Annotated in this window: 12 protein-coding genes; 9 read left to right on the forward strand and 3 right to left on the reverse strand. The window is 68.1% G+C overall.

All coding sequences use genetic code 11. The features are described from left to right. Positions 1 to 7 precede the first annotated feature (7 nt). Positions 8 to 712 carry a TIGR03089 family protein gene (locus tag ABD243_RS08225; protein ID WP_344364145.1) on the forward strand — a complete coding sequence of 235 codons (705 nt, stop codon included), beginning with the start codon at positions 8 to 10 and terminating at the stop codon, positions 710 to 712. A gap of 63 nt (positions 713 to 775) precedes the next feature. Here ABD243_RS08225 and ABD243_RS08230 read toward each other — a convergent pair whose 3' ends face one another. Continuing rightward, positions 776 to 1,363 carry a GtrA family protein gene (locus ABD243_RS08230; RefSeq protein ID WP_344364148.1) on the reverse strand — a complete coding sequence of 196 codons (588 nt, stop codon included), beginning with the start codon at positions 1,361 to 1,363 and terminating at the stop codon, positions 776 to 778. A gap of 289 nt (positions 1,364 to 1,652) precedes the next feature. Between ABD243_RS08230 and ABD243_RS08235 the strand changes: the two genes are divergently transcribed. The 5 genes from ABD243_RS08235 (at position 1,653) to ABD243_RS08255 (ending at position 7,491) form a co-directional block, all read left to right on the forward strand. Then, on the forward strand, positions 1,653 to 2,801 hold the full coding sequence (locus ABD243_RS08235; protein ID WP_237563329.1) for a 5-(carboxyamino)imidazole ribonucleotide synthase: 1,149 nt from the start codon (positions 1,653 to 1,655) through the stop codon (positions 2,799 to 2,801). Continuing rightward, positions 2,798 to 3,409 carry a 5-(carboxyamino)imidazole ribonucleotide mutase gene (gene purE / locus ABD243_RS08240; protein ID WP_116766019.1) on the forward strand — a complete coding sequence of 204 codons (612 nt, stop codon included), beginning with the start codon at positions 2,798 to 2,800 and terminating at the stop codon, positions 3,407 to 3,409. Before ABD243_RS08235 ends, purE begins: the two co-directional genes overlap by 4 nt. A gap of 10 nt (positions 3,410 to 3,419) precedes the next feature. Further along, positions 3,420 to 5,105 carry an LCP family protein gene (locus ABD243_RS08245; RefSeq protein WP_344364151.1) on the forward strand — a complete coding sequence of 562 codons (1,686 nt, stop codon included), beginning with the start codon at positions 3,420 to 3,422 and terminating at the stop codon, positions 5,103 to 5,105. Between the two features lie 120 nt (positions 5,106 to 5,225). Next, positions 5,226 to 6,515 carry a mannose-6-phosphate isomerase, class I gene (manA, locus tag ABD243_RS08250; RefSeq protein WP_344364154.1) on the forward strand — a complete coding sequence of 430 codons (1,290 nt, stop codon included), beginning with the start codon at positions 5,226 to 5,228 and terminating at the stop codon, positions 6,513 to 6,515. A 4-nt stretch (positions 6,516 to 6,519) separates the two neighbouring features. Beyond that, positions 6,520 to 7,491, forward strand: a complete 972-nt coding sequence (locus tag ABD243_RS08255; RefSeq protein WP_344364156.1) for a lipid II:glycine glycyltransferase FemX — start codon at positions 6,520 to 6,522, stop codon at positions 7,489 to 7,491. Positions 7,492 to 7,552: 61 nt separating this feature from the next. On the opposite strand, the gene galE is transcribed toward ABD243_RS08255, so the two are convergent. Together galE and glpX are read right to left on the reverse strand one after the other, a co-directional pair. Then, positions 7,553 to 8,527 carry a UDP-glucose 4-epimerase GalE gene (gene galE / locus ABD243_RS08260; RefSeq protein ID WP_344364159.1) on the reverse strand — a complete coding sequence of 325 codons (975 nt, stop codon included), beginning with the start codon at positions 8,525 to 8,527 and terminating at the stop codon, positions 7,553 to 7,555. Between the two features lie 204 nt (positions 8,528 to 8,731). Continuing rightward, complete coding sequence (gene glpX, locus ABD243_RS08265) at positions 8,732 to 9,754, reverse strand: class II fructose-bisphosphatase (protein WP_175460428.1); 1,023 nt, start codon at positions 9,752 to 9,754, stop codon at positions 8,732 to 8,734. Between the two features lie 194 nt (positions 9,755 to 9,948). Between glpX and ABD243_RS08270 the strand changes: the two genes are divergently transcribed. From ABD243_RS08270 to ABD243_RS08280, 3 genes are all read left to right on the forward strand, one after another. Next, on the forward strand, positions 9,949 to 10,683 hold the full coding sequence (locus ABD243_RS08270) for a DUF4245 domain-containing protein (protein ID WP_344364161.1): 735 nt from the start codon (positions 9,949 to 9,951) through the stop codon (positions 10,681 to 10,683). Positions 10,684 to 10,693: 10 nt separating this feature from the next. Further along, complete coding sequence (locus tag ABD243_RS08275) at positions 10,694 to 11,308, forward strand: carbonic anhydrase (protein WP_091250769.1); 615 nt, start codon at positions 10,694 to 10,696, stop codon at positions 11,306 to 11,308. A 97-nt stretch (positions 11,309 to 11,405) separates the two neighbouring features. Continuing rightward, positions 11,406 to 12,842, forward strand: a complete 1,437-nt coding sequence (locus ABD243_RS08280; protein ID WP_091250771.1) for a class II fumarate hydratase — start codon at positions 11,406 to 11,408, stop codon at positions 12,840 to 12,842. The last annotated feature ends 78 nt before the right edge of the window (positions 12,843 to 12,920 follow it).

Here is a 12,920-nt window from a genome sequence, read left to right on the forward strand (position 1 = left end):
TGAAGGCATGAGCATTCCGGCAATCGAACTGATGACAGCGTTGCGGTCCGGCCAGTCCACGGCGCCCCGGCTGACCTGGTACGGCCCCGATTCCGAGCGGGTGGAACTGTCCGGCCGCGTGCTGGACAACTGGGTGGCGAAGACGTCCAACCTGCTGCAGGACGAACTCGATGCCGAACCCGGCATGCGGCTGCGGCTGGACCTGCCCGCCCACTGGAAGTCCGTGATCCTGGCACTGGCTGCCTGGCAGCTGGGCATGGAGGTGGTCTTCGACGACGCGGAGGCGGAGTTGCTGGCCACTGCGGATCCCGGCCCCGGCGCCGCGGCAGGCGGGTTCGATGCCGTCCTCGCGGTGTCGCTGCCGGCACTGGCGATGCGGTGGCCGGGCGAGCTGCCCACCGGCGTCCTCGACTACGCGGCCGAGGTCCGCTCCCACGGAGACTTCTTCATGCCCCACATTGACCCGGAAGCCCAACGCCCCGCGGTTCGCACCGCGGGCGGGACAACCCACGCACACGGGGCGCTCCTGGACGATTTCGCTGCCGAGCACGAGGCCGGCCTGCGGCTGCTCGTTCCGGCCGAGGATGGCCTCGAGATGGCCCTTGCTCAGTCGTTGGGGAGCTGGAAGGCTGACGGCTCGGTGGTCCTGGTGCACCCCGACGTCGAGGTGACCGGCAAGCTGCGTTCCGCGGAGCGCATCAGCGGAATCTGAGCGCGCTCAGCGGAAAGCAAGCACCAGGCCGGCCTGTTCTGCCTAGGGCATCAGGCCGGTGCGTCAGGCGGCCGGGCCGGGCAGCTCGGGATCTTTGACGGCCTCTTTTACGGCCGTCGCGGAAACACTGGCGCCGGGCTCCTGGCCATGCTGCATGTGCGGATGCCGCTCAATGATCTCGTGGTCGTGCGAGAACTCCGGCTCTTCGTCGAGTTCCTGGTTGAACACGAGGAAGCGGTACGCGAAGAACCGGACCACGGTCGCGACCAGAATGCCGACGACGCCGGCCAGGAACAACATGTTCTTGTCGGTAATTCCCATGCCGTACTTCGCGAGCGCCGTCAGGCCGGTGGAGATGCCGATGCCGATCCCGTTAATGATGATGAACATCACGAATTCACGCAGCACATTGGCCTGCCGGCGGTGCCGGAAGGTCCAAAATCGGTTGGCAACCCAGGAAAACACCGTCGCGACGCTGGCACCGAAGAAACGGGCCTTGGCTTCGCTGTCGGTCATGGGACCGTGCATCAGGTAATACGTCAGTCCGTTGTCGATGACGAACGCGATGCCGCCGACGGCGCCAAACTTGGCCACTTCGCGCCAGAACAGCGAGGCCAGTCCGCGCATGCGCTCTGTAAGTGTAGTAATCATGACCCTCCGTGGCCTTTTGGAACTGTCGGCCTTTGGGCCAAACGCCCATTTTAGCGCCGTTTCCCGGGAGACCGCCCTCGCGGACCGTCGCGACGGCGGCCTGCGCACCCGACGCCGGACTGAGTCCCGGCGGCCCCCGAAGCATCGAATCGGCGCTGTTCCCACACTTTTCCGGGGCTCTTCCCGGGCTTCCAGTGGCCAAAAGCCGGGTTCCCGCGAGGTTTTCGGTAGGCTGGGACTTGTGACTTTTCCTGTAATCGGTGTTGTTGGCGGCGGCCAGCTTGCCCGCATGATGGCCCCTGCCGCCACCGCCCTGGGCTTCGAGCTCCGTGTTCTCGCCGAAGGCGAGGACGTCTCTGCCGTCTCTGCCGTGGCCAACGCCCCGGTCGGTGACTACAAGGACCTCGACCACCTGCTCGAGTTCTCCCGCGGCCTGGATGTTCTGACCTTCGACCACGAACACGTCCCCACGGCCCACCTGCGGTCCCTGATCGCGGCCGGAGTCAACGTCCATCCCGGTCCGGATGCCCTGGTCAATGCCCAGGACAAGCTGGTGATGCGGGCCGCGATCGACCGGCTGGAACTGCCCAACCCCCGGTGGGCCGCCGTCGCCAATGTCGCGGACCTCGTCGCCTTCGGTGAGGAGACCGGCTGGCCGGTGGTGTTGAAAATGCCCCGCGGCGGTTACGACGGCAAGGGCGTGCGGATCGTGTCGTCGGCCGAGGACGCGGGCGGCTCCGCCGACTGGTTCGAGGCCATGTCTCCACTGCTGGCCGAGGCCAAGGTGGAATTCAGCCGCGAGCTCTCGGCCATGGTCGCCAGGACCCCGGACGGTGAATCACGCGCGTGGCCGGTGGTGCACACCATCCAGGTGGACGGGGTGTGCGATGAAGTGATTGCCCCCGCCTTGGACATTTCCCTCGATGTGGCCGCGGCCGCCGAGAACGCCGCCATCCGGATCGCCAACGAACTCGGCGTGACAGGTGTCATGGCTGTCGAGCTCTTCGAGACGCCGGGCGTGGGTGCGGGCTTCCTGATCAACGAGCTCGCCATGCGCCCGCACAACACCGGACACTGGACCCAGGACGGCTCGGTGACGAGCCAGTTCGAGCAGCACCTGCGGGCCATCCTCAACCTGCCGCTGGGTGCGACGGACCTGCTGGGGCCCGTCGTCGTCATGAAGAACTTCCTCGGCGGGGCCAACCAGGACCTCTTTTCGGCCTACCCGGCCGCCCTCGCGAGCGAACCGGCCGCCAAGGTGCACTGCTACGGCAAGGCCGTCCGGCCCGGGCGGAAGATCGGCCACGTCAACCTTGTCGGGACCTCCGCCGCCGACGTCGACTCCGTGCGGCAGCGGGCCACCACCGTGGCCGACATCATCCGGAACGGCCGGGCCCACGCCGGCACAAGCGCGCCAACCCCCGAGGAGACCGCATGAGCACCGCACCCGATAACGCAGCAGCCCCACTCGCCGGCGCCGGTTCGGTCACCCCGATCGTGGGCCTCGTCATGGGCTCGGACTCGGACTGGCCGGTCATGGAAGCCGCCGCGGAAGCCCTGTCGGAGTTCGGGATCCCGTTCGAGGCCGACGTCGTCTCCGCGCACCGGATGCCCACGGAGATGATCCGCTACGGCCAGAGTGCCCACGAGCGCGGCCTTCGCCTCATCATCGCCGGTGCGGGCGGTGCGGCGCACCTGCCCGGCATGCTCGCCTCGGTCACGCCGTTGCCTGTGATCGGCGTCCCCGTGCCTTTGAAGACCCTCGACGGCATGGATTCGCTGCTGTCCATCGTGCAGATGCCCGCCGGCGTCCCGGTCGCCACCGTTTCGATCGGCGGGGCGCGCAACGCCGGCCTCCTGGCCGTGCGGATGCTGGCCTCGGGCACGGACGAGCTCGCGCTCCAGCTGCGGGCGGACCTTATCGACTTCGCCCAGGAACTCAACGACGTCGCCACCCGGAAGGGCGCGAGCCTGCGGGAGAAGGTCAGCGAAGTGTTCGCCGAAGGAAACGTCGCCCCGCGTAGCAGCCAAAAAGGCAGCCATTAGGGATCTCCACATGAGCAACGGCTACGCCCCCGCGCGCGGCACCGAGAGCCCCGGGCAGTCCCGGCAGGCACCGAGCGACCCGGTCCGGAATCCTTCCGGCGCCCCGGCCCCGGTGCTGACCAGGCGGGCGTTCGTGCTGATCATCATGACGCTGCTGGTTCCCGGCAGCGCCCAGATCGTCGCGGGCAACCGCCGGCTGGGACGGGCCGCGCTGCGCGTGACCGTGACGCTGTGGGCACTGGCCCTGCTTGCCGTGCTGCTCTTGTTCGTCTCCCGATCCACGCTGATCAACATCCTCACCGGCCCGGTCCCCTCGCTTCTGCTGGTGCTCGGCCTGGCGTTGCTGGCCCTCGGCTGGGCCGCCCTGTTCCTGAACACGTTGCGGCTGATCCGGCCCGGCCTGCTCACCCCCCGGATCCGCCCCGCGGTGGTGCTGACGCTCGTGCTGGCCATGATCCTCAGCAGCGGTTCCCTGGGATACGCGGCCTATCTGCTCAACGTCAGCCGGGACGCCATCGGCAGTATCTTCTCCGGCTCCGGCCCCACCCTGGAGCCCTCCGACGGCCGGTACAACTTCCTCATGATGGGCGGCGACGCCGGGGCGGACCGCACGGGCCGCAGGCCGGACAGCCTCTCGGTCATCAGCGTCGACGCCAAGACCGGCGGCACGGCGATCATCTCCGTTCCCCGCAACCTCCAGAACGCCCAGTTCAGCGCGGAATCCCCCATGCGCAAGGTGTACCCGGACGGGTACAACTGCGGCGACGAATGCCTGATCAACGCGATCAACACCGAGGTCACCAACGAACACCAGGACCTCTATCCCGGAGTGGCGGACCCCGGGGCGCAGGCAACCCTGGAGGCGGTCTCCGGCACGCTCGGCATCAAGGTCCAGGCCTACGTGCTGGTGGACATGGACGGCTTTTCCAAACTCATCGACGCCATGGGCGGCATCCGGATCAAGGCCGGCGGCTGGGTCCCCATCAGCGGCCCCGTGGTGGATGAGGCCAACGGCATCCATGGCATGCCGGACGGCTGGATTCCGGCCGGCGACCAGACGCTGGACGGCTTCCACGCGCTCTGGTACGGCCGGTCCCGGGAGTTCGTGGACGACTACGCCCGCATCCAGCGCCAGCAGTGCGTGCAGCAGGCGATGCTCAAACAGCTCGACCCGGCAACCCTGCTGACCAAGTTCGAGGACATCGCCAAGGCCGGCACCAAAGTGGTCGAATCGAACATCTCCTCCGGCCAGCTCGGCAGCTTCGTGGACCTGGCCATGAAGGCCAAGGGCCAGAACGTCAGCCGCCTGACCATCGGTCCGCCCGACTTCGACGCGGCGTTCTCCACGACCCCGGACTTCGACGTCATCCACGCGCGGGTCGCCAAACTGCTGGCCGGGACGTCTGCGGGAGCCGCCGGGGCCGCCGGAGCCGCGGATGGCAGCGCCGCCAAGCACGGGACGGCCGCCGGGCCGCCCTCCGCCGCAGCAGCGCCCGCCGGAGCAGCACCGACCGCAGCAGCGCCAGCCGGAGCAGCGCCGGCTGCCCAGCCCTCGCCGTCGGATTTCACCCCGGTCACCACGACCCCGGACGGCCAGCCGATCACCGAAGAGATGCTCAACCAGTTCAAGCGCAACGGCGACGAACAGTCCGTCCGCGACCTCGTCGCCACCAACGGCCAGTGCGCGCCGCTCTAGGGCCCGGCCGCACGGCGGCCCATGCCGGCTGCCCGCGCCTGCTGCCCGCGCCGGAGGCGAGCAGATCAGAGCGACCAGATCAGAGTGACAACCCTTCATTGACCAGATAGGTTCCAGGCCATGTACGAACTTGAGAACGTCCTCCGGCCCTACGCCTGGGGCTCCCCGACGGCCATCGCCGACCTCCTGGGCCGGCCGGCCTCCGGCGGTCCCGAAGCGGAGCTCTGGATCGGCGCCCACCCGGACTCCCCGTCCGTCGCCCTGACGCCGGCGCCCGGCGGTGAGGGCCGGCATGCGCCCGCATCGCGCGACGGCGGACGGCTGGCGCTGGACGCGCTGGTCGCCGAGGATCCGGAACACTGCCTGGGCAGCGGGAGCGTGGCCGCGTTCGGCCCGCGCCTGCCCTTCCTGCTCAAAGTTCTCGCGGCCGCGACGCCGTTGTCCCTGCAGGTTCACCCCACGCTCGAACAGGCGCGGGAAGGCTTCGCCCGGGAAGAGGCCGCCGGGGTCGACCGTGCCGCCGCGGAGCGCAATTACAAGGACGATAACCACAAGCCGGAGATGATCTTCGCGCTCACGCCGTTCGAGGCGCTCTGCGGTTTCCGGCCGGCGGCGGAATCGCGGGCCGTATACGTGCACCTGGCGGCCTGCTTTGAGCTGGCGGGGCTGGAACTGCCGCCGTTGATCCCGCAACTGCTCGAGGACCTGGCGCAGCCGGACGAGCCGACGGCCCTCAGGTCCGCCTTCGAACGGCTGATCACCGGCGGCGAGGACGTCTCCGACACGACGGCCAGGGTTGCCGCCGTCCTGACCTCCGGCGCTCCCATGGCGGAGCACGAGGCCGCGCTCTCTACCGTGCTCACGCTGAACGGCCAGTACCCGGGAGACCCGGGGGTCCTGATTTCGCTGCTGCTGAACCGGATCTCGCTGGCGCCGGGCGAGGCCGTCTACTTGCCGGCCGGAAACGTCCACGCTTACCTCCATGGCCTCGGGATCGAGGTCATGGCGTCCTCGGACAACGTGCTCCGCGGCGGGCTCACGCCGAAGTTCATCGATGTGCCGGAACTGCTCAAGACGGTCGCGTTCGAGGCAGTCGCCGTGCCCATGCTCCCCGCCGAGACCACCATGCTGGGCCAGGAACTCTTCCGGCCGCCGTTCCGGGAATTCCAGCTCCAGCGGATTGAACTGGCGCCTGGTGCGGAGCCCGTGCCGCTGGCGCAGTCCGGTGCCGCTGTCATCATCGTCACAGCCGGCTCCGTCCGGCTCGACTCCCCGAAGGGCGAGCTCCGACTGGACCGCGGCGCCAGCGCCTTCCTGGCCGCCGCCGAGGCCCCGGTCAACGTCCACGCCGTCTCCGGGGCCACCGGCACCGCCCTCGCATTTGCCGTCACGACCGGATTGGAAGCCTGACACCATGGACTATTTCCTGCAGAGCCCGCAGTGGGCAGAGTTCCAGCGTGCGCTGGGACGCACGGTCCACGAACAGTCCGGACCCGGGTGGCGCTTCCTCGCCGTCGAGGAATCCAACCCGGCCGGGAAGCTGCTGTACTCCCCCTACGGTCCGGTCGCCGAATCGCTGGCGGCGTTCGACGCCGCGCTGGCGGCCCTGACGGACCTCGCCCGGAACAGCGGGGCAGTGTTCGTCCGGGTCGAGCCCGTCACCGCGGGGTTTGAGGCCGCCGAGGCCGACGCTGTCCTCCGCAGCCGCGGCCTGCAGCCGGCTCCGGTCAACCAGCAACCGGAGCTGAGCTGGATTGTGGACCTCGACCGGGACTTCAAGGACGTCCTGGCGGACATGAAGCCGGTGAACCGCAACCTGTTTCGCAACATCCACAAGAAGGGCGTGACCTTCCGCTCCAGCCAGGACCCGGCGGAAATCTCCGTCCTCCTGGAGTTCCTGCACATGACGGCAGCCCGGAACGGCTTCAAGCCGCAAAGCGACGAGTACCTGGGCCAGGTGGCCCGCTCACTGATGCCGGCCGGCGCCGCGACGCTGTTCATCGCCGAGCTCGACGGCCACCCCATCGCCGCCGCCCTGGCCTACGATTCGGCCGACACCCGGACCTACGCCCATGCGGCCCTTGATGACACGCACCGCAAGCTCAGCGCGGGTATTCCCCTGCTGGTCACCCTGATCGCGGATGCCCAGGCAAAGGGCCTGAAGCACGTGGACCTCTGGGGCGTGGCACCCGCGGACCAGCCCGACCACAAGTGGGCCGGGTTCACGGCGTTCAAGAAATCGTTCGGCGGCCGCGAGATCGCCTATCCGGGAACGTGGGACCTGCCGGTCCGGAAGGTCCGCTACGGCAGCTACCAGCTGGCCCGCAAGGGTGCCCAGCTCGCGAAGAAGCTGCGCGCCCGGTCCCGCGCCCTCACGAACAGTTAGTCGGCAGCAGCCGACGGCGGGAGAACGCACCGCCCCCAGTTGGCACCGCCGGCCGGCGTCGTCAGCCGGCAGTCGTGATCGCGTGCCGCTGGGCGTCATAGGCGCTGGCCACCATCTGTTCCACGGAGTGCCGCATCTTCCAGTTCAGATCGCGGGCGGCCAGCGTGCCGTCGGCCACGATCCTGTCCGGATCCCCCGCCCGGCGCGGGCCGATCTCCGGCTCGAAATCGATTCCCGTGACCTTGGCCATCGCCGTCATGATCTGGCGTACGGAAAGCCCGTCCCCCGATCCAAGGTTGTAGACGCGCTCCAGCGGCGTCCCGGCGGCGAGGGCCTGGGCGGCCGCCACATGCGAGGTCGCCAGATCGGCCACGTGCACGTAGTCGCGCACACAGGTGCCGTCCGGGGTGTTGTAGTCGATGCCGTTGATGCGCGGCGTCTTGCCCGCCGTGAGCGCCCGCAGCACGATCGGGAAGAGGTTGTGGGGGCTTGTGTCGTAGAGCTCGGGCGCCCCTGAGCCGACCACGTTGAAGTACCGCAGCGAGGTGTGCTTCAGGTCCCGGGCCCGGCCCTGGTCCCGGATGAGCCATTCGCCGATGAGTTTGCTCTCGCCGTAGGGGGATTCCGGGTTGGTGGGGGTGGCCTCGGTGACGATGTCGCCGGTGGGCGTGCCGTACGTGGCTGCGGAAGAGGAGAAGACCAGTTTGTCGACCCCGGTGAGCTCCATGGCCTTGAGCAGCTGGGCGGTGCCCGTGACGTTTTGTTCGTAGGTCAGCAGCGGCTCCTGGACGGACACCCCGGCGTACTTGAACCCGGCCAGGTGGATCACGCCGGTCACCGCGTGGTTCCGCAGGGTGTGGGCCACGAGGTCGGCGTCGAGGATGCTGCCGTGGACGAACGGGACATCGGCCGGAACGAACTCACGGTGCCCGCTGGAGAGGGAGTCAATCACCACCGGCTGGATCCGGGCGCCGCGCAAAGCGGAAACCACATGAGAACCGATATATCCTGCACCGCCAGTTACGAGCCACGTCATGGCTCCACCCTACCGAATCCGCCGACGCTGCCACCTCCCTGCGGCGATTGACACGGCGGTCATTGAGACGGCGGTCATGGACCCCGCGGTAACAGCAACCCCGGCACCAGACACTGGAGGCCGAATACGACGAATCCCGGGGCGCGGATGCGGCCCCGGGATTCGTCGTCAATGCTGGTGCAGCGCAGTGCGGCTGCGCAGGTGCTAGCTCTTGCGGGCGTAGCCTTCCCACTTGCTGGCCTGGTGCTCGCCGTCCACGAAGCGGATGGTGCCGGACTTGGAGCGCATCACGATGGACTGGGTGAGGACCTTGTCCTTGGAGTAGCGGACGCCCTTGAGGAGGTCGCCGTCGGTGATACCGGTGGCCGCGAAGTAGCAGTTGTCGCTGGAGACGAGGTCGTTGGTGGACAGCACGCGCTCGAGGTCGTGGCCGGCGTCGATCGCCTTCTGCTTCTCGTCGTCGCTCGTGGGCCACAGCCGGCCCTGGATGACGCCGCCGAGGGACTTGATGGCGCAGGCCGCGACGATGCCTTCCGGGGTGCCGCCGATGCCCATGAGGGCGTCGACGCCGGTGCCGGCACGTGCCGCGGCGATGGCGCCCGCGACGTCGCCGTCCATGATGAACTTCGTGCGGGCGCCGGCTTCGCGGATTTCCTCCACGAGGGGGCGGTGCCGGTCGCGGTCCAGGATCATGACGTTGAGCTGGTTGACCTTGACGCCCTTGGCCTTGGCGATGAGGTGCAGGTTCTGCTTGACCGGCAGGCGCAGGTCAACCATGTCGGCCGCTTCGGGACCGGTGACGAGCTTTTCCATGTAGAACACGGCGGAGGGATCGAACATGGACCCGCGTTCGGCCACGGCGAGAACGGCCAGGGCGTTGTTGATGCCGAGCGCGGTCAGGCGGGTGCCGTCGATGGGGTCGACGGCGACGTCGCACTCGGGGCCGGTGCCGTCTCCGACGTGTTCCCCGTTGAAGAGCATCGGGGCTTCGTCCTTCTCGCCTTCGCCAATGACCACAACGCCGTTGAAGTGGACCGTCTGAAGGAAGGAGCGCATGGCGTCGACGGCGGCGCCGTCGGCCTTGTTCTTGTCGCCGAAGCCCACCCAGTGACCGCCGGCGATGGCCGCGGCCTCGGTGACGCGGACAAGTTCCAGTGCGAGGTTGCGGTCAGGCTCGTCGATCCCGACGGCGAGCGAGGGGGAAAGCGTGGAGTACTTCTGGGACATAGGCGCTGGTGTCACGTGAACCTCTTCTTCGAGTGGCGGTCGTTGAACCCGTACGGCCAGGATCGATCCGTCGCGGTGATTCGTCTGCTACTGATCATAGTCGCGGCAACCTAGCCAGGTCATGGGATGACCGGTGCGTGACGCACTTCACCCACAGGCGGCCGCCGGGACGCGAATGTGAGATCGGCCCGTACATGGGCGACTATAGAGGGGTGAGTGAATTGCAGGACACCTCCCCCGCAGCCCCCGGTTCTCCGGCTGGCGGCGCCCCCACGGCCGCCCCGGACGCTTCCGGACAGCCACGGGTCCGGCCCGTCATCGCCGCCGCGGCAGCCAAACGCGCCAACGCTTCCGTGATGGGCATGATTATCGCCCTGGTAGTGAGCATCGCAGCGTTCCTGCCGATCGTCCTCATGAATCCCTCGCCCAAGACCGACGGGTACCACCCGAACATCAACGTCAGCGCCGTCGCGCAGAACGCCGCCGATGTGGCGGGATTCACACCCGTGGCAGCCGATACCGGCGACACATTTCATCCCAACTACGCCCGCTGGGAGTCCGGCGCGGGCAGCGGCGTCCCGGCCTGGGAAGTCGGCTACCTGACGCCCAAGGAGTCCTTCATCGGTCTGGTGCAGACCCGGCAGGCCAACCCCACCTGGCTCCTGCAGCAGACCAAGAACGCGCCGGTGACCGGCACCCGGAACGCGGGCGGCCGGGACTGGGAGCTGCGCGACACCGGCACGGGCGAGAAATCCATGGTGCTGGCCGAACGCGGCACCACCGTCATCCTGTCCGGATCCGCGACCCTGGAGGAGTTCTCCACCCTGGCCGCGGCCGTGGTGAAGTCGCTCGAAAGCAATCCGCCTGCCGGGGCTCCGGCGAGCACCCCGGACGCAACAGATTCCCCTTCGGCCGCGGCAACACAGTAAAGTCGGGGGCGTGGCCACCTATCTCACTCCTGCACTTGCCTGGCGCCGTCTCCGCGAAGGCAACGAACGTTTCGTCTCCGGCGCATCCTCGCACCCCAACCAGGATGCATCGCGGCGCTCGTCCCTCGTAGAGAACCAGCACCCGTTCGCGGTGATCTTTGGCTGTTCCGACTCGCGCCTCGCGGCCGAGATCATCTTCGACCTCGGCCTGGGCGATGCGTTCGTCGTCCGGACCGCCGGCCAGGTGATTGACGACGCCGTGCTCGGCTCCCTCGAATACAGCGTCAGCGTCCTCGGCGTGCCGTTGATTGTGGTCCTGGGCCACGACCGGTGTGGCGCCGTTACGGCCACCAAGACTGCCGTGGAGACCGGCCAAATGCCGGTCGGCTTCATGCGCAGCCTGGTCGAGCGCATCACCCCCTCCGTGCTGACCTCGCTGCGTAACAATCAGGAGGACGTCAATGACATGGTGATCGAGAACGTCAAGCAGACCTCACAGCGCCTCGTGGACAGCTCCCGTGTGATTTCGGACGCAGTGGAAGGTGGACGCGCCGCCGTCATTGGACTCGCGTACAGCCTGGCCGACGGCAAGGCTGACCTCGTGTCCGGGATCGGCGAGCTCTAAGCCCGGCACGTCCGGCCCGGCCCCTTCCGCCGCGGATGCGATTGCGGCGGCCGTTCACGGTTTTCGGTGGGACGCCCACTCCCAATAAGCTAGCCCCATGACTTCCACAGATGAGTTGAACACCGAAGAGTTCCGCATTGAACACGACACGATGGGCGAAGTCCGCGTTCCCGTGAACGCCCTGTACCGCGCACAGACGCAGCGGGCAGTGGAGAACTTCCCGATCTCCGGCAAGACGCTGGAGCGTGCCCACATCGAGGCCCTGGCCCGGGTGAAGAAGGCCGCTGCCCAGGCCAACGCCGAACTGGGGGTGCTCGACGGCGAGCTCGCCCAGGCAATTGCCGACGCCGCCGACCTCGTTGCAGCCGGCAAGTTCGACGGCGACTTCCCGATTGACGTCTTCCAGACCGGGTCCGGCACGTCCTCGAACATGAACACCAACGAGGTCATCGCCGAGCTCGCCTCACGCGCCCTCAAGTCCGCCGGGAGCGACAAAGTTGTCCACCCGAACGACCACGTCAACGCCTCACAGTCCTCCAACGACGTCTTCCCGACGTCGGTGCACGTGGCCGCGACGTCCGCGCTGATCAATGACCTGATCCCGGCCCTCGGCTACCTGGCAGAGTCGCTGGAGCGCAAGGCCGTGGAGTTCAAGGACGTCGTGAAGTCCGGCCGCACGCACCTTATGGACGCCACCCCGGTCACCCTGGGCCAGGAATTCGGCGGCTACGCCGCCCAGGTCCGCTACGGCATCGAGCGCATCAACGCCTCTCTCCCCCGCGTCGCCGAGGTCCCGCTCGGCGGCACCGCCGTGGGCACCGGCATCAACACCCCCGCCGGATTCCCGGAGCGCGTGATCGAACTCCTGGCAGCCGACACCGGCCTGCCCCTGACCGAGGCCCGCGACCACTTCGAAGCCCAGGCCAACCGTGACGGCCTCATCGAGGCGTCGAGCCAGCTGCGCAACATCGCGATCTCCTTCATGAAGATCAACAACGACCTCCGCTGGATGGGTTCCGGCCCCAACACGGGCCTCGGCGAAATCGCCATCCCGGACCTGCAACCGGGCTCCTCGATCATGCCGGGCAAGGTCAACCCCGTCATCTGCGAAGCGTCCATCATGGTCTGCGCCCAGGTGATCGGCAACGACACCGCCATCGCCTGGTCCGGCACCAACGGCGCCTTCGAACTGAACGTCGGCATCCCGGTCATGGCCGCCAACCTCCTCGAATCCGTGCGGCTGCTGGCCAACACCAGCCGTGTCATGGCCGACAAGATGATTGACGGCATCACGGCCAACGTCGAGCGCGCCCGCTTCCTCGCCGAGGCCTCACCGTCGATCGTCACCCCGCTGAACAAGTTCATCGGCTACGAGAACGCCGCCAAGATCGCCAAGAAGGCCGTGGCAGAGGGCCTGACCATCCGCGAGACGGTCGTCTCCATGGGCTTCCTGGAGCGCGGCGAACTGACCGAAGAGCAGCTGGACACCGCACTGGACGTCATGTCCATGACGCGCCCGCCGCACAAAGCCTAAACAACGCCCGGTGCGCCGCACCGGTCACCACGGCAACCAACTCCGGCGGGCGGCGTCTTTCCTGCGAAAGGCGCCGGC

The sequence above is a fragment of the Arthrobacter humicola genome (assembly GCF_039531445.1).
GTDB classification, from domain to species: Bacteria; Actinomycetota; Actinomycetes; order Actinomycetales; family Micrococcaceae; genus Arthrobacter; species Arthrobacter humicola.